Origin of the sequence: Streptomyces chiangmaiensis (assembly GCF_036281785.1) — a bacterium.
GTDB classification, from domain to species: Bacteria; Actinomycetota; Actinomycetes; order Streptomycetales; family Streptomycetaceae; genus Streptomyces; species Streptomyces chiangmaiensis.
In genome coordinates, this window is record NZ_JAYWVC010000029.1 from 20,492 (window position 1) to 40,017 (window position 19,526).

A 19,526-nucleotide genomic window follows, 5' to 3' on the forward strand; every position below is an offset into this window, starting at 1 on the left:
CTTAAGTTAGGCTAACCTAAGTTAGATCCCTTCCCCACCCCGCACGGACTGTCCCCACCGGGAGGCCCCACATGCGCTCGCACCTGCTCAATGACCTGACCGCGGAGCACTACCACCGCTCCGTGACCGAAGGAGTCGAGCGGGTGGCCGCCACACTCGCCGCCACCGACCGTCCGTTCACCGGCGTCACGGTCGATGCCCTCGCCCCCTGCATCGACCGGATCGACCTGGACCGCCCGCTGCACGACACCTCAGCCGTCCTGGACGAGCTGGAGGAGGTCTACCTCCGCGACGCGATCTACTTCCACCACCCCCGCTACCTCGCCCACCTCAACTGCCCGGTCGTCATCCCGGCCGTCCTCGGCGAGGCCGTCCTGTCCGCCGTCAACTCCTCCCTCGACACCTGGGACCAGTCGGCCGGCGGCACCCTCATCGAGCGCAGGCTCATCGACTGGACCGCCGAACGCCTCGGTCTCGGCGCCGCCGCCGACGGCGTGTTCACCTCCGGCGGCACCCAGTCCAACCTCCAGGCGCTGTTCCTGGCCCGCGAGGAGGCCAAGACCGACAGGCTCGACCGACTGAGGGTCTTCGCCTCCGAGGTCAGCCACTTCAGCGTGAGGAAGTCGGCGAAACTGCTCGGCCTGGGCCCCGACGCGGTGGTCTCCGTCCCCGTCGGCCACGACAAGCGCATGCAGACCGTGGCCCTCGCCCGCGAGCTGGAGCGCTGCGCCCGGGACGGCCTTGTCCCGATGGCCGTCGTCGCGACGGCCGGCACCACCGACTTCGGCTCCATCGACCCGCTGCCCGAAATCGCCGAGCTGTGCGCGCGGTCGGGAGTGTGGCTGCATGTGGACGCGGCCTACGGCTGCGGGCTGCTCGCCTCCCTCAGGCACCGGGACCGACTCGCCGGCATCGAGTGCGCCGACTCGGTCACCGTCGACTACCACAAGTCCTTCTTCCAGCCGGTGAGTTCGTCCGCCGTGCTGGTCCGGGACGCCGCCGTCCTGCGCCACGCGACCTATCACGCGGAGTACCTCAACCCCCGCCGCATGGTTCAGGAGCGCATCCCCAACCAGGTCGACAAGTCCCTCCAGACCACCCGCCGCTTCGACGCCCTCAAGCTGTGGCTGACCCTGCGCACGATGGGCGCCGACGGCGTCGGACAGCTCTTCGACGAGGTCTGCGAGCGGGCTCAGGAAGGCTGGAGGCTGCTGGCCGCCGACCCGCGCTTCGACGTCGTGGTCCGGCCGCAGTTGTCGACCCTGGTCTTTCGCCACGTCCCGGCGGCCGTCACCGACCCCGCCGAGATCGACCGCGCCAACCTGTACGCCCGCAAGGCCCTGTTCGCCTCCGGCGACGCCGTGGTCGCCGGCACCGAGGTCGGCGGGCGCCACTACCTGAAGTTCACCCTGCTCAACCCTGAGACGACGGCGGACGACATCTCCGCTGTCCTCGATCGGATCGCCGGCCACGCCGAGCAGTACCTGGGAGAGTCCCTTGACCGTGCTTCCTGAAGCCACCGACAAGACGTACGACTTCGTGGGGATCGGACTCGGCCCCTTCAACCTCGGTCTCGCCTGCCTCACCGAGCCCATCGCCGGACTGGACGGCGTCTTCCTGGAGTCGAAGCCCACGTTCGAATGGCACTCGGGCATGTTCCTGGACGGCGCCCACCTCCAGACCCCGTTCATGTCGGACCTGGTCACCCTGGCCGACCCGACCTCGCCGTACGCGTTCCTCAACTACCTGAAGCAGCAGGGCCGCCTGTACGCGTTCTACATCCGCGAGAACTTCTACCCCCTGCGCGTCGAGTACGACGACTACTGCCGCTGGGCCGCCTCGAAGCTGAGCAACGTCCGCTTCGGCACCACGGTGACCGAGGTGACGTACGAGGACGAGGTGTACGTCGTCCGCACGCAGACGGCCGGCAGGTACCGGGCACGCCATCTGGTCCTCGGCACGGGCACCCCTCCGTACATCCCGGAGGCCTGCCGCAACCTCGCCGGCGACCTCATCCACAACTCCCGCTATCTGGACCACAAGCACCGGCTCCAGGCCAAGGAGTCGATCACCCTGGTGGGCAGCGGGCAGTCCGCCGCCGAGATCTACCATGATTTGCTCTCCGAGATCGACGTCCACGGCTACCAGCTGAACTGGGTCACCCGCTCGCCGCGTTTCTTCCCGCTGGAGTACACCAAGCTCACGCTGGAGATGACCTCCCCCGAGTACATCGACTACTTCCACGCGCTGCCCGAGCGGACCCGCTACCGCCTCACCGAGCAGCAGAAGGGACTGTTCAAGGGGATCGACGGCGAGCTGATCGACGAGATCTTCGACCTGCTGTACCAGAAGAACCTCGACGGCCCGGTCCCCACCCGGCTTCTGGCCAACTCGGCGCTTTTCAGGGCCCGTTACGAGGACGGCACATACACCCTCGGCTTCCGTCAGGAGGAACAGGAGAAGGACTTCGAGCTGCGCTCCCAGGGCCTGATCCTCGCCACCGGCTACAAGTACACCGAGCCGGAGTTCCTCAAGCCCGTTCGCGACCGCCTGCGCTACGACGAACACGGCAACTTCGACGTGGCCCGCAACTACTCCATCGACACCACGGGCCGCGGCGTCTTCCTCCAGAACGCCGGGGTCCACACGCACAGCATCACCAGTCCCGATCTGGGCATGGGCCCCTACCGGAACGCGTACATCATCCGGGAGCTGCTCGGCAGCGAGTACTACCCCGTCGAGAAGTCCATCGCCTTCCAGGAGTTCGCGGCATGAGCACGACCACCATCCTCGGCACCTTCACCTTCCGCCCCCTCAACCCCGTGCAGGACGCCGAGCTTCTGCACGGCTGGGTCACGCACCCCAAGGCGGCCTTCTGGATGATGCAGGAGGCCAGGCTCGAGGACGTCGAGCGCGCCTACATGGAGATCGCGGCCGATGAGCACCAGGACGCTCTCCTCGGTCTGCGCGACGGCGAGCCCGCCTTCCTCCTGGAGAGGTACGACCCGGCCCACCGGGAGCTGGTCGGTCTGTACGAGCCCCGGCCCGGCGACGTCGGCATGCACTTCCTGGTCGCGCCGGCCGAGACGCCGGTACACGGATTCACCCGGGCCGTCATCACCGCCGTGATGCGGCACCTGTTCGACGACCCGGCGACCGCGCGCGTCGTCGTCGAACCCGACGTCCGCAACACGGCCGTGCACGCCCTGAACGCCGCCGTCGGGTTCGTGCCCGGGCGCGAGATCAAGAAGCCGGAGAAGACGGCGCTGCTCAGTTTCTGCACCCGTGAGCAGTTCGAGAGGGCGGGGGCGGCATGACCCTCGCCGACGCGGTCTCCCACCTCTCCCCCGGGCGCTGGGAGGAGGCCAACCGCCTCCTCGTGCGCAAGGCGCTCGCCGAGTTCGCGCACGAGCGCCTGATCACCCCCGAGCCGGAGCCCCACAGCCGTTACGTCGTCCGCGGCGACGACGGACGCACCCGTTACCGGTTCACGGCGACCATCCGCGCCCTCGACCACTGGCAGGTCGACCCCGCTTCCATCACCCGCGACCGTGAGGGCGCCGAACTCCCGCTCGCGGCACCGGACTTCTTCATCGAGCTGCGGCAATCCCTCGGGCTGAGCGACGAGGTGCTCCCGGTCTACCTGGAGGAAATCTCCTCCACCCTCTCCGGCATCTGCTACAAACTCGCCAAGCCGCAGGTCACCGCCGCCGAACTGGCAGCGAGCGGGTTCCAGGACATCGAGACCGGGATGACCGAGGGCCACCCCTGCTTCGTCGCCAACAACGGGCGGCTCGGCTTCGGCATCCACGAGTACCTGTCCTACGCGCCCGAGACCGCGAGCCCCGTCCGGCTGGTGTGGCTGGCCGCGCACCGCTCACGGGCGGCGTTCACGGCCGGCGTGGGCATCGAGTACGCGTCGTTCCTGCGGCAGGAGCTGGGGGCCGCGACGGTCGAGCGCTTCCACCGGCAGCTCACCGACCAAGGCCTCGACCCGGACGACTACCTCCTCATACCGGTCCACCCGTGGCAGTGGTGGAACAAGCTCACGGTCACCTTCGCCGCCGAGGTCGCCCGGCGTCACCTCGTCTGCCTCGGCGAGGGCGACGACGCGTACTTTGCTCAGCAGTCCATCCGGACCTTCTTCAACACGAGCAACCCGGAGAAGCACTATGTGAAGACGGCCCTGTCCGTCCTGAACATGGGCTTCATGCGCGGGCTCTCGGCCGCATACATGGAGGCGACCCCGGCGATCAACGACTGGCTGGAGGGGCTCGTCGGGGGCGACCCGGTGCTGAAGTCGACCAGCCTCACGATCATTCGCGAGCGGGCGGCCGTCGGCTACCGCCACCTCGAGTACGAGGCCGCCACCGACCGCCACTCCCCGTACCGCAAGATGCTCGCCGCCCTGTGGCGCGAGAGCCCGGTCGCCTCGCTCGAGACGGGCGAGACCCTGGCGACCATGGCCTCCCTCGCCCATGTCGACCACGAAGGGGCGTCCTTCGCGGGTGCGCTGATCGAGCGCTCGGGGCTCGTGCCGACCCAGTGGCTGCGCCGGTATCTGCGGGCGTACCTCACCCCGCTGCTGCACAGCTTCTACGCCTACGACCTGGTCTTCATGCCGCACGGCGAGAACGTCATCCTGGTCCTGAAGGACGGTGTCGTGCAGCGCGCCATCTTCAAGGACATAGCCGAGGAGATCGCGGTGATGGACCCGGACGCGGTGCTGCCCCCGGAGGTCGCGCGGATCCGCGTCGACGTCCCGGAGGACCAGAAGCTGTTGTCGATCTTCACGGACGTCTTCGACTGCTTCCTCCGCTTCGTCGCGGCCCATCTCGCCGCCGAGGGCGTGCTGGAGGAGGAGGACTTCTGGCGGACGGTCGCCGAGGTGGTCCACGAGTACCAGGACGCCAACCCTCAGCTCGCCGGCAGGTTCCGGAAGTACGACATGTTCGCCCCGGAGTTCGCGCTGTCCTGCCTCAACCGGCTCCAGCTGCGCGACAACCGGCAGATGGTGGACCTGGCCGATCCCTCTGCGGCGCTCCAGCTGGTCGGGAACCTGAGGAACCCGATCGCGGGGCTGTGACAGGCCCACACGGACGGGCGGGCACCCCGGTGTACGGTCCACCGGGGTGCCCGTCGTGTTGTCCTGCCTATCGGGTGGGCCAGGGCACCTGGGGCGACCTGTAGTACCCGATCCCGAGAGCGTCCCAGCGGGGCGCCTGCGCCGCGAGCCGTACCCGGTAGTCGTTCCAGTCGTGGGTGGAGGCCGACGACCAGCCCAGTTCGGCCGCGCCCGGCAGCCGCGGGAAGACCATGTAGTCGATGTCGGCGTTCTTGACGATCGTCTCGGTCCACAGCGGTGCCTCGACACCGGCGATCGCCGAGGCCGGAGCGCCCGGGAGGTAGCTGCCCGGGTCCCAGTCGTAGGACCGCTGGACCTCCACCAGTCCCGCCCAGTCCTGCCCGAGCGGCGTGTCCTCGGTGTACTTCATGTCGAGGTAGAGCCGGTCGGCCGGGGAGAGGATCAACCCGGTACCGTTCTGCGCCGCCTTGGCGACCTGGGCCTTCTCGTCGGCACCGGTGTCGTCGAGCCCCCAGTACTGCGCGAGGGCGCCCTTGGCCGGGTGCGCGCCGGTGATCTGGTGCCAGCCGATCACGGTCTTGCCGTACTTCGCGACGATCGGCTGCACCCGGTCCATGAACGCCACGTAGTCGTCGTGGCTGGTGGAGTGGGCCTCGTCCCCGCCGAGGTGGATGTAGCGGCCGGGGGTGATGGCGGCCAGCTCGCGGACGACGTCGTCCACGAAGTCGTAGGTGACCTGCTTGGGCACGCACAGCGAGCTGAAACCGACGTCGATGCCCGTGTAGAGCGGGGGTGCGACGCCGTCGCAGTTCAGCTCGGCGTACGAGGCCAGGGCGGCGTTGGTGTGGCCCGGCATGTCGATCTCCGGTACGACCTCCAGATAGCGCGACGCCGCGTAGCGGACGATCTCCTTGTACTGCGCCTTGGTGTAGTAACCGCCCTTGCCGCCGCCCACCTGGGTCGAACCGCCGTAGGTCGCGAGGCGCGGCCAGGAGTCGACGGCGATCCGCCAGCCCTGGTCGTCGCTCAGGTGCAGATGCAGGGTGTTGACCTTGTAGAGGGCCAGCTCGTCGATGAAGCGCTTGACCTGGGCGACGCTGAAGAAGTGACGGGAGACGTCGAGCATGGCGCCGCGGTAGCCGTAGCGCGGGGAGTCCTTGATGGTGACGCCCTCGACCGTCCAGGGCCCGGGCTGCACGGTCTTCTCCTCGACGGCCGTGGGCAGGAGCTGGCGCAGGGTCTGCACGCCGTGGAAGAGCCCGGCGGGCTTGCGGGCGGTGATCGTGACGCCCTGGGCGCCGCTGTCGAGGCGGTAGCCCTCGTCGCCGAACGGACCGCCGGCCAGACGGAGTCGGATGCCTCCGGTGCCGTGCGTGGTGACCTGCAGGGGGTAGCCGGTCGAGGGCCGCAGGACGTCGGCCAGGTACTCGCCGACCTGCCGGGCCGCGCCCGAGTCGTCCACGCGGATACGGGTGCCGAGATTGATCCGGTACGGGGAACCACCGGTCTCGACCGAGGCGGGCGCCGGTACCACCCGGACCGGAGGCGCGGCAGGGCGGCCGGCCGCGGCGGGTGTCGCGCCGACTGCGACGGAGAGTCCGGCAGCCGCCATGAGCAGCAGCGTACCGAGGAGGCGGGGCGTTCTGTGGTGCGGTCTCACATGCGCTCCCTTCCACGAGTGTTCTCGGGCTCGTCCGACCCGGACCCGATGGGTATAGACCACTCTCTCGCACACTCGATGGAACAATCACCCTCATGGCGGAAATCATCCAGAGGGACGGCACGTGGACCTTCGACGGTGACACATTGCGGCTGACGCCGGGGCGGGACAGGGGCGTCAGTCTGCTTCGCAGGACCCTGGGTGAACTCACCGTCCCGCTGGACGCGTTGGCGGGCATCTCGGTCGAGCAGGGCAGGAAGTCGGGGCGGCTGAGGCTGCGCCTGCGCGACGGCGCCGACCCGCTGCTGCAGGCGACCGGCGGCAGGCTCGCCGAGTCCGACGACCCCTACCGGCTCACTGTCGAGCCCGACCGCTACGGCGTCGCCGAGTACATGGTGGACGAGGTCCGCAACGCGATCGTGCTGGACCAGGTGCCCTCCGGTCCGGCCGACCGCTATCTGCTGCCCGGCCCTTCCGTCCCCCTGTCCGTCTCCGCCGGCGACGGCACGGCGAGTTTCGACGGCGAGCACGTGCGGCTGGAGTGGAACTGGAAGACGGAGGAGGCGAAGTCGGCCGGGGGCGCCCGTACGCTGGCCGTGGCCGACCTCACCGCCGTGAAGTGGCAGCCCACGGCCGGGCTGGAGAACGGCTACCTCCGCTTCACCGTGCGCGGCGCCGAGTCCAAGGCGCCGCCGAAGTACGACCCGAACGCGGTGGAGCTGTGGGGTTTCAAGAAGGACCCCCTGATGGCGCTTGTCGCGGCGGCCGTGCAGGCCCGTCTGCCGCACCCCGCGGCGTCCGAGGACGACGTACGGGCGGTGCCCGAGGAGCTCACCGTCCCCGCCCAGGCTCCGCCACCGCCCGTCGAGGACGCCCACGACGCCCTGCTGCGCCGTCTGCGGGAGCTCGGCGACCTGCACCTGGCGGGCATCCTGACGGACGAGGAGTTCACGGCGGCCAAAAAGGCGGTCCTCAAACGGATGTGAGGACCGCCCGCCGTCACTGCTCCCCGCCTGCCGGGCGGGGCACCGGTCTTACGCGGCACCGAGGGCGACGGCACCGCCTCTGACTCGTCGCGCGTCGGGAGAATCTTGCGCGCAGGTACCCGTGCCGCTCCGCCGTGCTCATGCGGGCCGCGATCTTCTCGGGAACTCCCCTACGAGGTATGCCCCCGTGGCCACAAGTTCCTCCACATGAACAACGTGACACAAGACGCAGAATGGACAGCCGCCAAACAAGGTCACATAAGAGCTTCGACAGCGATCTGCCCGAAATCGGGCACGATTCTTGCGATTCCGGCGCTCGTACCTCAGGATCTACCGGGTGCACGACGAACTTGTTGATCACCTGACGCGATCCACGCCCCTCAACCGGGGCGAAGCGCTGCGTGTGGTCCAGGACGTGCTCGCCTACTTCGACGAGACGACCGAGGATTTCGTCCGTCGCCGCCACCGCGAGTTGCAGGCCCAGGGCCTGGTGAACACGGCGATCTTCGAACGGATCGGGGCGGACCTGAGGTACCGCGCGGTCGCACCGCCCGAGCTCACGCTCCGGCAGCTGCGCCGCATTGTCTACGGCTGAGATGCCGATGGGCACTTCATCACAACACGGGCAAAGGAAACTTAAGGACATATATGTGCGGAATCGTCGGATACATCGGTAAGCGTGACGTGGCCCCACTGCTGCTGGAGGGCCTGCAACGGCTCGAGTACCGCGGCTACGACTCGGCGGGCATCGTCGTCACGTCCCCGAAGACGGCCGGCCTGAAGATGGTCAAGGCCAAGGGCCGGGTCCGCGACCTCGAGGCCAAGGTCCCCGCGCGCTTCAAGGGCACCACCGGTATCGCCCACACCCGTTGGGCCACCCACGGCGCCCCCTCCGACGTGAACGCCCACCCGCACATGTCGGCCGACAACAAGGTCGCCGTCGTCCACAACGGCATCATCGACAACGCCGCCGAGCTGAGGAAGAAGCTGGAGGCGGAGGGCGTCGAGTTCCTCTCCGAGACCGACACCGAGGTCCTCACCCACCTCGTCGCGCGCTCGCAGGCCGAGACCCTGGAGGAGAAGGTCCGCCAGGCGCTGCGGGCCGTCGAGGGCACATACGGCATCGCCGTGATGCACGCCGACTTCCCGGACCGCATCGTGGTGGCCCGCAACGGCTCCCCCGTCGTGCTCGGCATCGGCGAGAAGGAGATGTTCGTCGCCTCCGACGTCGCCGCGCTGGTCGCCCACACCCGCCAGATAGTCACCCTCGACGACGGCGAGATGGCCACTCTCAAGGCCGACGACTTCCGCACGTACACCACCGAAGGCACCCGTACGACGGCCGAGCCGACCATCGTGGAGTGGGAGGCCGAGTCGTACGACATGGGCGGCCACGACACGTACATGCACAAGGAGATCCACGAGCAGGCCGACGCCGTGGACCGTGTGCTGCGCGGCCGTATCGACGACCGGTTCTCCACCGTGCACCTCGGCGGACTGAACCTGGACGCCCGGGAGGCGCGCGCCGTGCGCCGGGTGAAGATCCTCGGCTGTGGCACCTCGTACCACGCGGGCATGATCGGCGCCCAGATGATCGAGGAGCTGGCCCGTATCCCGGCGGACGCTGAGCCGGCCTCCGAGTTCCGCTACCGCAACGCGGTCGTCGACCCCGACACTCTGTACGTCGCGGTCTCCCAGTCCGGTGAGACCTATGACGTGCTGGCCGCCGTCCAGGAACTGAAGCGCAAGGGCGCGCGGGTACTGGGCATCGTCAACGTGGTCGGTTCGGCGATCGCCCGTGAGGCGGACGGCGGCATGTACGTCCACGCCGGGCCCGAGGTGTGCGTGGTGTCCACCAAGTGCTTCACCAACACCACCGTCGCCTTCGCGCTGCTCGCGCTGCATCTCGGCCGCACGCGGGACCTGTCGGTCCGCGACGGCAAGCGGATCATCGAGGGTCTGCGCAGACTGCCCGCGCAGATCTCCGAGATCCTCAAGCAGGAGGAGGACATCAAGCAGCTGGCGGACCAGTTCGCCGATGCCCGCTCGATGCTCTTCATCGGGCGCGTGCGCGGCTACCCGGTGGCTCGCGAGGCCTCGCTGAAGCTGAAGGAGGTCTCGTACATCCACGCCGAGGCATACCCGGCCTCCGAGCTCAAGCACGGCCCGCTGGCGCTGATCGAACCGGCCCTCCCGACCGTCGCGATCGTGCCGGACGACGACCTGCTGGAGAAGAACCGCGCGGCCATGGAGGAGATCAAGGCCCGCAGCGGCAAGATCGTCGCGGTCGCCCACCGGGAGCAGGAGAAGGCCGACCACACGATCGTCGTCCCGAAGAACGAGGACGAGCTGGACCCGATCCTGATGGGCATTCCGCTGCAACTCCTCGCCTACCACACGGCCCTGGCGCTGGGCCGGGACATCGACAAGCCGCGCAACCTGGCCAAGTCGGTGACGGTGGAGTAGCGACGCCCCGGTCCCCGGCCGGCATGTGAACGACCCCCTGTGTGCCACCAGCACAGGGGGTCGCTCATTTCGGGGGCCGGGACCGCCCTCCCCCACGTCGTCGACCTCGGTCGACCGGGGGGACCCTCATCCCCGGCCCGGCGCTGCGTCAGCCGGCGGCCGTCACCCCCCGGCCGGCAGCGCGTCGCGGGAGGGCCGTGGGCCACTTGGCGAGTACCGCGGTCGCCGCGTACCAGGCGACCGCACCCGCGGCGACCGCGAGCCAGCCGCCGACCTTGCCCAGCGAGTCGCTGTCCGCGAAACGTGCCACGGCCAGCAGGAGCATCGAGACACAGAGCAGCCCGTAGGTGCCCTGGTCGAGAAGGCCGCCCGTGGCCCCGAGCGCGAGACTCAGCGAGACGAGGGCGAACAGCAGGAGGAACAGTCCGGCCGCGTTGTCCGATACCTGGTTGCCGGCCGTGACGGCCCAGGTGAACCACAGGGCGCCGAGCGCCGAGAACGCCGTACCCGTGGCGGTGTCATGATCGCGGAAAGCGAGCAGGCCGACGAGGAACAGGGCCACGCCGCCGACATAGTGGGCCAGTGACACGGCGTCGGCCGTCGTGACGCCGTCGATCACCTTGGTGGTTCCGAGACCGAAAGCCAGCAGCGTGATGCCCAGCGCGAGCCGACCGACGATCGAGGTGGTGCTTCCCGCAGAGACGTCATTGTCCACGGCGAGCTCCCTTCTGTCCTGCATGCACGGTTGTGCGGTGACCGATATATGCCCTTCACAAGGGCACAAACACCTCTACGCGCCAGTAGATTTACGTGGTCATGCAAGGGAGTTGGCGATACCCACGGGGCATCTCACCTGGGCCAACGCCGAGTTGCGGAATGACAACGCCCGGGTTGCCTCCGGCGCTGTCGAAGGCCGGCGCACAGGGGCCACGCGGCCGCCGTGCAGCGGTGACTGAGGAAGTGTCAGGGGACGACGACCACGGGACGCTGAGCGCGCTTGGCGAGGCGTCCGGCCACCGAGCCGAAGATCCGGCCGACTATGCCGTGCGTGGAGCCGACGACGATCGCGTCCGCCTCGTACTCCCGCCCCACCTCTTCGAGTTCGTGGCAGATGTCGCCGCCGCGCTCCACCAGGATCCACGGAACCTCGGCGAGGTGGTCCGCGCAGGCGAGTTCCAGCCCGAGCACCTCGGTGCGGTGGTCCGGCACATCGACGAAGACCGGGGGTTCACAACCCGCCCACACCGTGGTGGGCAGCCGGTTGGCGACGTGGACGATGATCAGGCCCGAACCGGAGCGGTAAGCCATGCCGATCGCGTATGCGAGGGCACGCTCACTGGAGGTGGAGCCGTCGAAGCCCACCACCACACCGTGTTTGAAGGCGGGGTCGCAGGACGTGCGTGGCTCTTCCGCCGCCAAGGGCTCGGCCGCCGTGGGATCGGCGACGGGGCGCTTGCGGTCCGCGGGATCGAAGAATTCTTGACCGGCCATGGGTGTCTCGGCGTTGTGATCCTCGTGGGTGGGACGACAGTGAGCAGCGGAGCTGTGTCCGGGAATCATCTTCCCAACCCCATACCCCCAAGGGTACGGCGGCACGCCTCCTTAGCCCAGATCCCGCGCACACCCCCGGCTCTCGGCTCCGCTCGAACCGGAGGGACCCCCATCGCGGGGTTCCAGGGAGCATGCACGAGGGGGCGCCCGTAACGCAATGGCTGCTGCCCCGTACAGGCGGTTTGCCCAGGGTTCACTCAGGAACCGGAGCGGCCCGCGCACGGGGAGCCGCCCGGGTGCCGTACGCCGGAGCGCGGACCCGTACACGGCCGGATCCGGCAGTGACCCACCGGTCGAGCACGCGTTGATTCCGGTGACCCACCGCCCTAGGGAGCACGTCGTGTCCGGACCCCGCACCGCCCCCCGGAAGCACCCCGAGCCGGACAACACGAGCGATGTGGTCCGCTGGGCAGCCTTCTGCTGTGTGCTGGTCCCCGTGGTTCTCGTCTGGTACGGCACCTCGCCGGCCGCGGCGATCAGCACGGCGCTGGGCCTGACGGCCGTCACCTCGGCGTGCCGCGCGCTGCTGCGGCAGTCGGAGCGGGGCGCGGCGCAGTTGAGGGCCGAGGAGCGCACTCCGCGCCGCGGAGGGCACAGCAGGACCGGAATGGGGGCGCACGGGGGCGGACGTCACACTGGGGGAAGCACTCCGGTCGACTGACCGGTTTCCGCGCACGCCCCCGCTTCTTTTCAGCCAACTTCTCAACCCCGTGCATGGCAAGGTCGAACACTCCCCCACCCCCCGTTCGACCTGCACCGAAAGGGCCCTCGAAGGCGCGCGCACCCTACGCGGATTGGCCACCGAGGCGAGGCGCACTTCCCTGCACGGCCCACGAGTGCAACGCTTCGTGATCGAATGCTTCACGCCAAGTTGCCATGTCGACAATGTGCCGGATGGTGAACTGGTCACGCCGGCACCACGGGACACAGTAGATTCGATCATGACTGTCTACGGCGGGGGACTCGTGCAGGACCGAGGGGAAACGTGCAGGAACGACACAACCGAGGAGCCGCGACCACCGAGGGGGGCTTAGCAGGATGAGCCACGACTCCACTGCCGCGCCGGATGCCGCGGCCCGGAAACTGTCCGGGCGACGCCGCAAGGAGATCGTCGCGGTGCTGCTGTTCAGCGGCGGTCCCATCTTCGAGAGTTCCATACCGCTGTCGGTGTTCGGGATTGACCGCCAGGACGCCGGAGTGCCGCGCTACCGACTGCTGGTGGCGGGCGGCGAGGAAGGCCCGCTGCGGACCACGGGAGGCCTGGAACTCACCGCGCCGTACGGCCTCGACGCGATCTCGCGGGCCGGCACCGTCGTCGTGCCGGCCTGGCGGTCGATCACCTCGCCGCCACCGGAGGAGGCGCTGGTCGCGCTGCGCCGCGCCCACGAAGAGGGCGCCCGCATCGTCGGGCTGTGCACCGGCGCCTTCGTACTGGCCGCCGCCGGGCTGCTGGACGGCCGGCCGGCGACCACACACTGGATGTACGCGCCGACGCTGGCCAAGCGCTATCCGTCGGTGCACGTCGATCCGCGCGAGCTGTTCGTGGACGACGGGGACGTCCTGACGTCCGCCGGTACGGCGGCGGGCATCGACCTGTGCCTCCACATCGTGCGCACGGACCACGGCAACGAGGCGGCCGGCGCACTCGCCCGGCGTCTGGTGGTCCCGCCGCGCCGCAGCGGCGGCCAGGAGCGCTACCTCGACAGGTCTTTACCCGAGGAGATCGGCGCCGACCCGCTCGCGGAGGTCGTCGCCTGGGCACTGGAGCACCTCCACGAACAGTTCGACGTGGAGACACTGGCGGCACGCGCGTACATGAGCCGGCGGACGTTCGACCGACGCTTCCGCTCGCTGACGGGCAGCGCGCCGCTGCAGTGGCTGATCACCCAGCGGGTGCTGCAGGCGCAGCGGCTCCTGGAGACCTCCGACTACTCGGTCGACGAGGTCGCCGGACGCTGTGGTTTCCGCTCGCCGGTCGCGCTGCGTGGGCATTTCCGGCGCCAGCTCGGCTCGTCGCCCGCCGCGTACCGGGCCGCATACCGGGCGCGCCGCCCGCAGGGCGACCGGCCGGGGGACCCGGACGGCCCCGGAGGCCCGGCGACACTGCAGGTCCCGCAGGAGGCCGCCCCGGTCCCGATGCAGTCCCGCCGCACGGCAGCCGCGAGCGCGCTCGGCCCCTCCACCTCGCTCTCCACGGACCACGGCAAGCACGTCCCGGAGCTGTACGCGGCGAGCCGCCCCAGCCTGCCCGGCCAGCGCAGCCCGCACTGACACCGCGGTGACGCCGAGCTCGGGCGGGATCCGGAAGGTCGTACGGACCACCGGATCCCGCCCGACCCGCGTACGTCCTGAAAGGTCCCGGGGGCCGTACCCCGTGTGACCCGTTCCACGACGGCCGACTCGGGCCCTCCCCGACGCTCCGCGCGGGCCCGGCGGCCTCCGGGGTGGACCGCGCACGTTTTCGGCCGCCCCCACAGGCTCCCAGCTGCCCCGCCCGGCCCGCGCACCGTGCGGCCGGTCTCGGGGGCGGCCGGTCCCCGGCCTCGCCCGCGGCTTCTCTCCGCCCGCATCCCGGGCCGCCCAGGACCGCTCGCGGCGGCATTCCCGCATACAGGAGCGGTCCGCCAGGCCCGGCAGGGCCATAAGGTGGGACACATGAACGATCGCATGGTGTGGATCGACTGCGAGATGACCGGACTCTCGCTGTCCGACGACGCGCTCATCGAGGTGGCCGCGCTGGTCACCGACTCCGAGCTGAACGTACTCGGCGAGGGGGTGGACATCGTGATCCGGCCGCCGGACGCGGCGCTGGAGACGATGCCGGAGGTGGTGCGTCAGATGCACACCTCCTCGGGACTGCTCGAGGAGCTGGCGGCCGGTACGACGCTCGCCGACGCCGAGGAGCAGGTCCTCGCGTATGTGCGGGAGCACGTCAAGGAACCCGGCAAGGCCCCGCTGTGCGGCAACTCCGTCGGCACCGACCGCGGCTTTCTGACCCGCGACATGCCGACGCTGGAGGGCTACCTCCACTACCGGATCGTGGACGTCAGCTCGATCAAGGAGCTGGCCCGCCGCTGGTATCCGCGCGCGTACTTCAACAGTCCCGAGAAAAACGGGAACCACCGGGCACTGGCCGACATCCGCGAGTCCATCGCGGAGCTGCGCTACTACCGGGAGGCGATCTTCGTGCCGCAGCCGGGCCCCGATTCGGACACGGCCCGCGCGATCGCGGCTCGGCACGTGCTGCCTGTGAAGTAGCCGTATCCACAGGGCCCTGACGAGACCCTGACGGACCTCGGAGAAACGCTGGCGCGAGCACCCCTTCGGACCCTGTACACTTTTTCTCGGCCGGTAGGGGAACCACTTGAAAAAAACCGGTCATGGTGGGTGTAGCTCAGCTGGTAGAGCACCTGGTTGTGGTCCAGGATGTCGCGGGTTCGAGTCCCGTCACTCACCCTCTGAAGTCGGCCGGTGTCCCGTGAGAGCGGGTCACCGGCCGAGTGCGTTTCAGGGCCCTTCGGCCCCTCGCCCGGTGTCGACGACGCGGAACCGGTTGCCGTCAGGGTCGGCCGGCACCACGAAGTCGGGGTCCTCGGGATACAGGTCCCACTCCACATGCCGCGCCCCGAGCCCGACGAGCCGCTCGACCTCGGCCGCCTGGGCGGCGTCCGCGGTGTACAGGTCGCCCTGCACACGCGGATGCTCCTGAACGGGCGTCTCGCTCGGACCGAGCGACAGCCCGGGCCCGGCCGCTCGCCCCGGCGGTACCCGCACGACCCAGTCGTCCTCGATCCGGTCCCGCGGCACATGGCCGAGGGCTTCCATCCGGAGCGCGGCGGCGCGCCGCATGTCGGACACGCCCAGCACGACGGATCCCATGATCAGCATGGCCCGATTCCCGCAGCCCCGGCGACCGTCCGCCGCACCCTGGCGAACTCCCCCACGCCGCCGCGTCCTTGCTCAGGAGGACTGGCGCACCACCAGCTCCGTCGGCAGGACCACCTGGCGGGGGGCCGACCCGCGCGAGACCGACGGGCGGGGGGCCGCTATCTCGTCCTGCAGCAGGTCGATCATCGCGCGGCCCATCTCCTCGATCGGCTGGCGCACGCACGTCAGGGGTGGATCCATATGGCGGGCGATCGCCGAGTCGTCGTAGCCCACCAGGGCCACGTCGTCCGGGATGCGCCGGCCCTCCTCGCGCAGCACCTGACGGGCGCCTGCCGCCATCACGTCCGACTCCGCGAACACGGCGTCCAGGTCGGGACGGCGGGTGAGGAGTTCCGTCATGGCGCGGCGGCCGCCCTCCTCGGTGAAGTCACCGGGCAGGATCAGGCCCTCGTCCACCTCCCGGCCCGCCTCCCGCAGGGCGTCCCGGTAACCGTCGATGCGCCGCTGCGCGCCGTAGACGTCGACGCGGCCGGTGATGGTGGCGATGTGCGCACGGCCGCGGTCGATCAGGTGCTCGACGGCCGAGCGGCCGCCACCGTAGTTGTCGGAGTCCACCGAAGGCAGCGTCTCGTGCTCCGAGCGCGGGCCGCTGATCACGGCCGGGATGTCCAGCTGGGCGAGGAGGTCGGGCAGCGGGTCGTGGGCGTGCACCGAGACCAGCAGGACGCCGTCGACCCGATGGGCCGCGAGGTACTGGGCCAGTCTGCGGCGTTCACGGTCGCTGCCCGCGAAAATCAGCAGCAGCTGCATCTCGGTGTCCGAGAGTTCGGCGCCCACCCCGCGCAACATGTCCGAGAAGTACGGTTCGGCGAAGAAGCGGGTCTCCGGCTCGGGAACGACGAGGGCGATCGCGTCCGTGCGGTTGGCCGCGAGGGCGCGGGCAGCCGTGTTGGGGACGTATCCCAGCTCCGCGACGGCCGCTTCGACGGCCGCGCGCGTCGCGTCGCTGACCCGGGGCGAGCCGTTGATCACCCGGGAGACCGTGCCCCGGCCGACACCGGCGCGTGCGGCGACCTCCTCCAGCGTCGGCCGTCGACTGCTCCGGCCCCGCCCTACGTTGACTGCCATGGTCTCCGCCTCCCGTTCGCAGCCGCCAGGCCAGGATCGTGTTCGCAGCCGTTCGGCCAGGAATGTAACAGCCTCTGTCCTGACGCCCCGCCCCCATCATCCTCCGCCGACGGGTGCTCCCGGCCGTTCCGGCACTGCAGGGGCGCCGCCACCGACGCGGCGGCGCCCCTCGGGCCGGGCGATCAGCCGTTGTTCCGCTCGTCGGCGGTGGGGAGCGCGTTCTTCCGGATCACGTCCGCGTACCAGTGGGCGCTCGCCTTGGGGATGCGGCGCTGGGTCGAGTAGTCGACGTAGACCGTGCCGAAGCGCTTCGAGTAGCCATAGGCCCACTCGAAGTTGTCCAGCAGGGACCACAGGAAGTAGCCGCGGACGTCCGCACCGTCGGCGATGGCCCTGCGCACCGCGTCCAGATGTGCGTGGAGGTAGGCGATCCGCTGCGGGTCGTTCACCACGCCCTCGGGCGAGATGTAGTCGTCGAAGGCGGCACCGTTCTCGGTGACCATCAGCGGCAGTTCCGGGTGCGACTTCGCCAGATCGGTCAGCAGGGTGTGCAGCCCGCTGGGGTCGATGGCCCAGTTCATCGCAGTGAGGTTGTCGTTGGCGAGGTGGAACGCGACGTGGTCGGAGCCGGTCCACGGAGAGTGGTCGCTCGCGCCGTGACCGTCGTTCTTGGTGGTGCCGGCGCCCTCGGTGGCCAGCGAGACCACCGTCGGCGAGTAGTAGTTGACGCCGAGCACCTCGATGGGACGGGAGATCTCCGCCAGGTCGCCGTCGTGCACCAGGGCGCCCCAGTCGACGATGCGCGCGGTGTCCTCGAGCAGGTCCTCGGGGTACGCCCCGTCGAGGATGGGGCCGGTGAAGACCCGGTTGCCGACCGCGTCGATACGGCGGGCGGCGTCGGCGTCCTCGGCGCTGCCGGTGAGCGGGCGCACCTGGTGCAGGTTCAGCGTGATGGAGGTCTGCGCGGACGCCGGCAGAACCGCGCGCAGCGCCCCGATCGCCTGGCCGTGGGCCAGGTTGAGGTGGTGGGCGGCGCGCAGGGTGGCCGCCGGGTCGGTCCGGCCCGGCGCGTGCACACCGGAGCCGTAGCCGAGGAACGCCGAGCACCACGGCTCGTTGAGGGTGGTCCATACGCCGATCCGGTCACCGAGGGTCCGGGCCATGATGTCGGCGTACTCGGCGAAGCGGTATGCGGTGTCGCGGTGCGGCCAGCCGCCCGCGTCCTCCAACTCCTGGGGCAGGTCCCAGTGGTAGAGGGTGGCGACAGGGGTGATGCCCGCCTCCAGCAGCTCGTCGGTGAGCCGGCGGTAGAAGTCCAGTCCACGCTCGACGGCGGGCCCGCGCCCGGTGGGCTGCACCCGGGACCAGGAGATGGAGAAACGATACGCCTTGAGGCCGAGGTCCTTCATCAGCGCCACGTCGTCGCGGTAGCGGTGGTAGTGGTCGGCGGCGATGTCCCCGGTGTCCCCGTTGCGGACCTTTCCGGGGGTGTGGCTGAAGGTGTCCCAGATGGACGGGGTGCGGCCGTCCTCGGTGGCGGCACCCTCCACCTGGTAGGCGGCGGTGGCGGCTCCCCAGGTGAAGCCCTGCGGGAAGGAGGTGGCCGGGGCCGACACGGGGGTCGCCTCGGGTCGTACGGCGGTCATCGTGAGAACGCTCCCAAAGTATCGGGGGAAGAGGCCGGACAGCGGTCCGGCGAGAGGAGGATGCGGGCGGACGCGGGCCGGGCGCCCGTCCGGTACGGCCCGCGTGCGGGCGGGCCCTACCGGACGACGGAAGACGGGGCAAGCGCGTGGGCTGCCGGGGCGCCGGCCCGGCGCGGATCTGGTCAGCCCTTCACGGCGCCCGCCATGATGCCCCCGACGATCTGCTTGCCGAAGATCACGAACACCAGCAGCAACGGCAGCGTGCTGATCAGGGCTCCGGCCATGACGATGCTCTGGTCGGGGGTGTAGGAGGCACTGAGCTGGCCGAGGGCCACCTGGATAGTGGGGTTCTGCTGGTTCAGGGCGAGGAAGGGCCAGAAGAAGTCGTTCCACGCCTGCACGAACGTGAGCATGCCCAGCACCATCATCGCGGGCCGGGCCACGGGAAGGACGACGTTCCAGACGATCCGGATGTTGCTCGCACCGTCCACCTTGGCCGCCTCGATGAGCTCGTAGGGCAGGGCCTCCAAGAGGTACTGGCGCATGAAGAAGACACCGAAGGCACCGACGAGGGTCGGGAAGATCACCGACTCCAGCTTTCCGCCCCATCCGATGTCCGACATCATCATGAAGAGCGGGACGACGCTGAGCTGCGGAGGAATCGTCAGCGTGGCGATGACGGCGGTCATCAGGGCGCCGCGCCCGCGAAAGCGCATCTTGGCGAAGGCGTAGCCCGCGAGGGTGCAGAAGAACAGCGTCGCCGCCGTGATGCAGCCGGACACGATGATGCTGTTGACGATGGCCTTCCCCAGGTGCGCCTGTTCCCAGGCCGACTGGAGGTTGCTCCACAGACGGCCGCCCGGCACGAGCGGCGGCGGGGTGTCGAGGACCCGCTGCTGGTCATGCGAGGCGGCCACCAGGGTCCAGTACAGGGGGAAGAGCGAGCCCAGGCCGACGATGACGAGGGCCGCGTAGGTGAGCGGGCCGCCCTTGAGCTGCTGGCCGGCGCCGAGCTTGAAACGATTGCGGCCCGTGCCCTCGGTCCGCGGCGGCGCTGCCGGGAGGAGGTTCGGAGCGGTCTTGGTGGGACTGGTCGTGGTCATCGATTTCGCTCC

General features: G+C 69.8%; 17 protein-coding genes and 1 tRNA gene. 11 read left to right on the forward strand and 7 right to left on the reverse strand.

The window, feature by feature from the left end:
* Nucleotides 1-71 precede the first annotated feature (71 nt).
* Genes desA through VXC91_RS12370 form a run of 4 tightly spaced genes read left to right on the forward strand, consistent with a single transcriptional unit; the run spans nucleotide 72 to nucleotide 5,086 of the window.
* Nucleotides 72-1,514: a lysine decarboxylase DesA gene (gene desA / locus VXC91_RS12355; protein WP_329507185.1), complete on the forward strand. Its 1,443-nt coding sequence runs from the start codon at nucleotides 72-74 to the stop codon at nucleotides 1,512-1,514.
* Nucleotides 1,498-2,775 (forward strand): lysine N(6)-hydroxylase/L-ornithine N(5)-oxygenase family protein, encoded by a 1,278-nt coding sequence (locus tag VXC91_RS12360; protein ID WP_329507186.1) that lies wholly within the window; start codon nucleotides 1,498-1,500, stop codon nucleotides 2,773-2,775. The genes desA and VXC91_RS12360 overlap by 17 nt, the downstream gene beginning before the upstream one ends.
* Nucleotides 2,772-3,317 (forward strand): GNAT family N-acetyltransferase, encoded by a 546-nt coding sequence (locus VXC91_RS12365; RefSeq protein ID WP_329507187.1) that lies wholly within the window; start codon nucleotides 2,772-2,774, stop codon nucleotides 3,315-3,317. The genes VXC91_RS12360 and VXC91_RS12365 overlap by 4 nt, the downstream gene beginning before the upstream one ends.
* Nucleotides 3,314-5,086 (forward strand): IucA/IucC family protein, encoded by a 1,773-nt coding sequence (locus VXC91_RS12370; protein WP_329507188.1) that lies wholly within the window; start codon nucleotides 3,314-3,316, stop codon nucleotides 5,084-5,086. Before VXC91_RS12365 ends, VXC91_RS12370 begins: the two co-directional genes overlap by 4 nt.
* A 67-nt stretch (nucleotides 5,087-5,153) precedes the next feature.
* On the opposite strand, the gene VXC91_RS12375 is transcribed toward VXC91_RS12370, so the two are convergent.
* A complete protein-coding gene (locus VXC91_RS12375) occupies nucleotides 5,154-6,698 on the reverse strand; it encodes a beta-N-acetylhexosaminidase (RefSeq protein WP_329507189.1) in 1,545 nt (514 codons plus the stop codon).
* Nucleotides 6,699-6,841: 143 nt separating this feature from the next.
* Here VXC91_RS12375 and VXC91_RS12380 point away from each other — a divergent pair, with 143 nt between their 5' ends.
* From VXC91_RS12380 to glmS, 3 genes are all read left to right on the forward strand, one after another.
* Nucleotides 6,842-7,732 (forward strand): DUF4429 domain-containing protein, encoded by an 891-nt coding sequence (locus VXC91_RS12380; RefSeq protein WP_329507190.1) that lies wholly within the window; start codon nucleotides 6,842-6,844, stop codon nucleotides 7,730-7,732.
* A gap of 337 nt (nucleotides 7,733-8,069) precedes the next feature.
* Nucleotides 8,070-8,327, forward strand: coding sequence for a hypothetical protein (locus VXC91_RS12385; protein WP_329507191.1), 258 nt, complete (start codon nucleotides 8,070-8,072; stop codon nucleotides 8,325-8,327).
* Nucleotides 8,328-8,380: 53 nt separating this feature from the next.
* Entirely contained in the window at nucleotides 8,381-10,198 is a 1,818-nt protein-coding gene (gene glmS, locus VXC91_RS12390; protein WP_329507192.1) for a glutamine--fructose-6-phosphate transaminase (isomerizing), read from the forward strand.
* Nucleotides 10,199-10,346: 148 nt separating this feature from the next.
* Here glmS and VXC91_RS12395 read toward each other — a convergent pair whose 3' ends face one another.
* Both VXC91_RS12395 and VXC91_RS12400 read right to left on the reverse strand, forming a co-directional pair.
* Nucleotides 10,347-10,913 (reverse strand): GPR1/FUN34/YaaH family transporter, encoded by a 567-nt coding sequence (locus tag VXC91_RS12395; protein ID WP_329507193.1) that lies wholly within the window; start codon nucleotides 10,911-10,913, stop codon nucleotides 10,347-10,349.
* 248 nt (nucleotides 10,914-11,161) lie between these two features.
* On the reverse strand, nucleotides 11,162-11,689 hold the full coding sequence (locus tag VXC91_RS12400; RefSeq protein WP_329507194.1) for a universal stress protein: 528 nt from the start codon (nucleotides 11,687-11,689) through the stop codon (nucleotides 11,162-11,164).
* 400 nt (nucleotides 11,690-12,089) lie between these two features.
* Here VXC91_RS12400 and VXC91_RS12405 point away from each other — a divergent pair, with 400 nt between their 5' ends.
* The 4 genes from VXC91_RS12405 (at nucleotide 12,090) to VXC91_RS12420 (ending at nucleotide 15,205) form a co-directional block, all read left to right on the forward strand.
* Complete coding sequence (locus tag VXC91_RS12405) at nucleotides 12,090-12,410, forward strand: hypothetical protein (protein WP_329507195.1); 321 nt, start codon at nucleotides 12,090-12,092, stop codon at nucleotides 12,408-12,410.
* A gap of 377 nt (nucleotides 12,411-12,787) precedes the next feature.
* A complete protein-coding gene (locus VXC91_RS12410; protein ID WP_329507196.1) occupies nucleotides 12,788-14,020 on the forward strand; it encodes a helix-turn-helix domain-containing protein in 1,233 nt (410 codons plus the stop codon).
* A 384-nt stretch (nucleotides 14,021-14,404) separates the two neighbouring features.
* Complete coding sequence (gene orn, locus VXC91_RS12415; RefSeq protein WP_329507197.1) at nucleotides 14,405-15,007, forward strand: oligoribonuclease; 603 nt, start codon at nucleotides 14,405-14,407, stop codon at nucleotides 15,005-15,007.
* Nucleotides 15,008-15,132: 125 nt separating this feature from the next.
* Nucleotides 15,133-15,205 (forward strand) — tRNA-His (locus VXC91_RS12420).
* 51 nt (nucleotides 15,206-15,256) lie between these two features.
* On the opposite strand, the gene VXC91_RS12425 is transcribed toward VXC91_RS12420, so the two are convergent.
* From VXC91_RS12425 to VXC91_RS12440, 4 genes are all read right to left on the reverse strand, one after another.
* The gene (locus VXC91_RS12425; RefSeq protein ID WP_329507198.1) at nucleotides 15,257-15,637 is read right to left on the reverse strand and encodes a VOC family protein; all 381 of its coding nucleotides are present in this window, start codon (nucleotides 15,635-15,637) and stop codon (nucleotides 15,257-15,259) included.
* A 72-nt stretch (nucleotides 15,638-15,709) separates the two neighbouring features.
* Nucleotides 15,710-16,765 (reverse strand): LacI family DNA-binding transcriptional regulator, encoded by a 1,056-nt coding sequence (locus tag VXC91_RS12430; RefSeq protein ID WP_329507199.1) that lies wholly within the window; start codon nucleotides 16,763-16,765, stop codon nucleotides 15,710-15,712.
* A gap of 182 nt (nucleotides 16,766-16,947) precedes the next feature.
* On the reverse strand, nucleotides 16,948-18,411 hold the full coding sequence (locus VXC91_RS12435) for a GH1 family beta-glucosidase (protein ID WP_329507200.1): 1,464 nt from the start codon (nucleotides 18,409-18,411) through the stop codon (nucleotides 16,948-16,950).
* A gap of 182 nt (nucleotides 18,412-18,593) precedes the next feature.
* The gene (locus tag VXC91_RS12440; protein WP_329507201.1) at nucleotides 18,594-19,514 is read right to left on the reverse strand and encodes a carbohydrate ABC transporter permease; all 921 of its coding nucleotides are present in this window, start codon (nucleotides 19,512-19,514) and stop codon (nucleotides 18,594-18,596) included.
* Between the last annotated feature and the right edge of the window lie 12 nt (nucleotides 19,515-19,526).

Bases quoted from the DNA above. Each gene is read 5' to 3' on its own strand.
- desA (WP_329507185.1), top strand. From the start codon at position 72: ATGCGCTCGCACCTGCTCAATGACCTGACCGCGGAGCACTACCACCGC.
- VXC91_RS12435 (WP_329507200.1), bottom strand. From the start codon at position 18,411: ATGACCGCCGTACGACCCGAGGCGACCCCCGTGTCGGCCCCGGCCACC.
- VXC91_RS12370 (WP_329507188.1), top strand. From the start codon at position 3,314: ATGACCCTCGCCGACGCGGTCTCCCACCTCTCCCCCGGGCGCTGGGAG.
- VXC91_RS12430 (WP_329507199.1), bottom strand. From the start codon at position 16,765: ATGGCAGTCAACGTAGGGCGGGGCCGGAGCAGTCGACGGCCGACGCTG.
- orn (WP_329507197.1), top strand. From the start codon at position 14,405: ATGAACGATCGCATGGTGTGGATCGACTGCGAGATGACCGGACTCTCG.
- VXC91_RS12400 (WP_329507194.1), bottom strand. From the start codon at position 11,689: ATGGCCGGTCAAGAATTCTTCGATCCCGCGGACCGCAAGCGCCCCGTC.
- VXC91_RS12440 (WP_329507201.1), bottom strand. From the start codon at position 19,514: ATGACCACGACCAGTCCCACCAAGACCGCTCCGAACCTCCTCCCGGCA.
- VXC91_RS12375 (WP_329507189.1), bottom strand. From the start codon at position 6,698: ATGGCGGCTGCCGGACTCTCCGTCGCAGTCGGCGCGACACCCGCCGCG.
- glmS (WP_329507192.1), top strand. From the start codon at position 8,381: ATGTGCGGAATCGTCGGATACATCGGTAAGCGTGACGTGGCCCCACTG.
- VXC91_RS12425 (WP_329507198.1), bottom strand. From the start codon at position 15,637: ATGCTGATCATGGGATCCGTCGTGCTGGGCGTGTCCGACATGCGGCGC.
- VXC91_RS12380 (WP_329507190.1), top strand. From the start codon at position 6,842: ATGGCGGAAATCATCCAGAGGGACGGCACGTGGACCTTCGACGGTGAC.
- VXC91_RS12365 (WP_329507187.1), top strand. From the start codon at position 2,772: ATGAGCACGACCACCATCCTCGGCACCTTCACCTTCCGCCCCCTCAAC.
- VXC91_RS12410 (WP_329507196.1), top strand. From the start codon at position 12,788: ATGAGCCACGACTCCACTGCCGCGCCGGATGCCGCGGCCCGGAAACTG.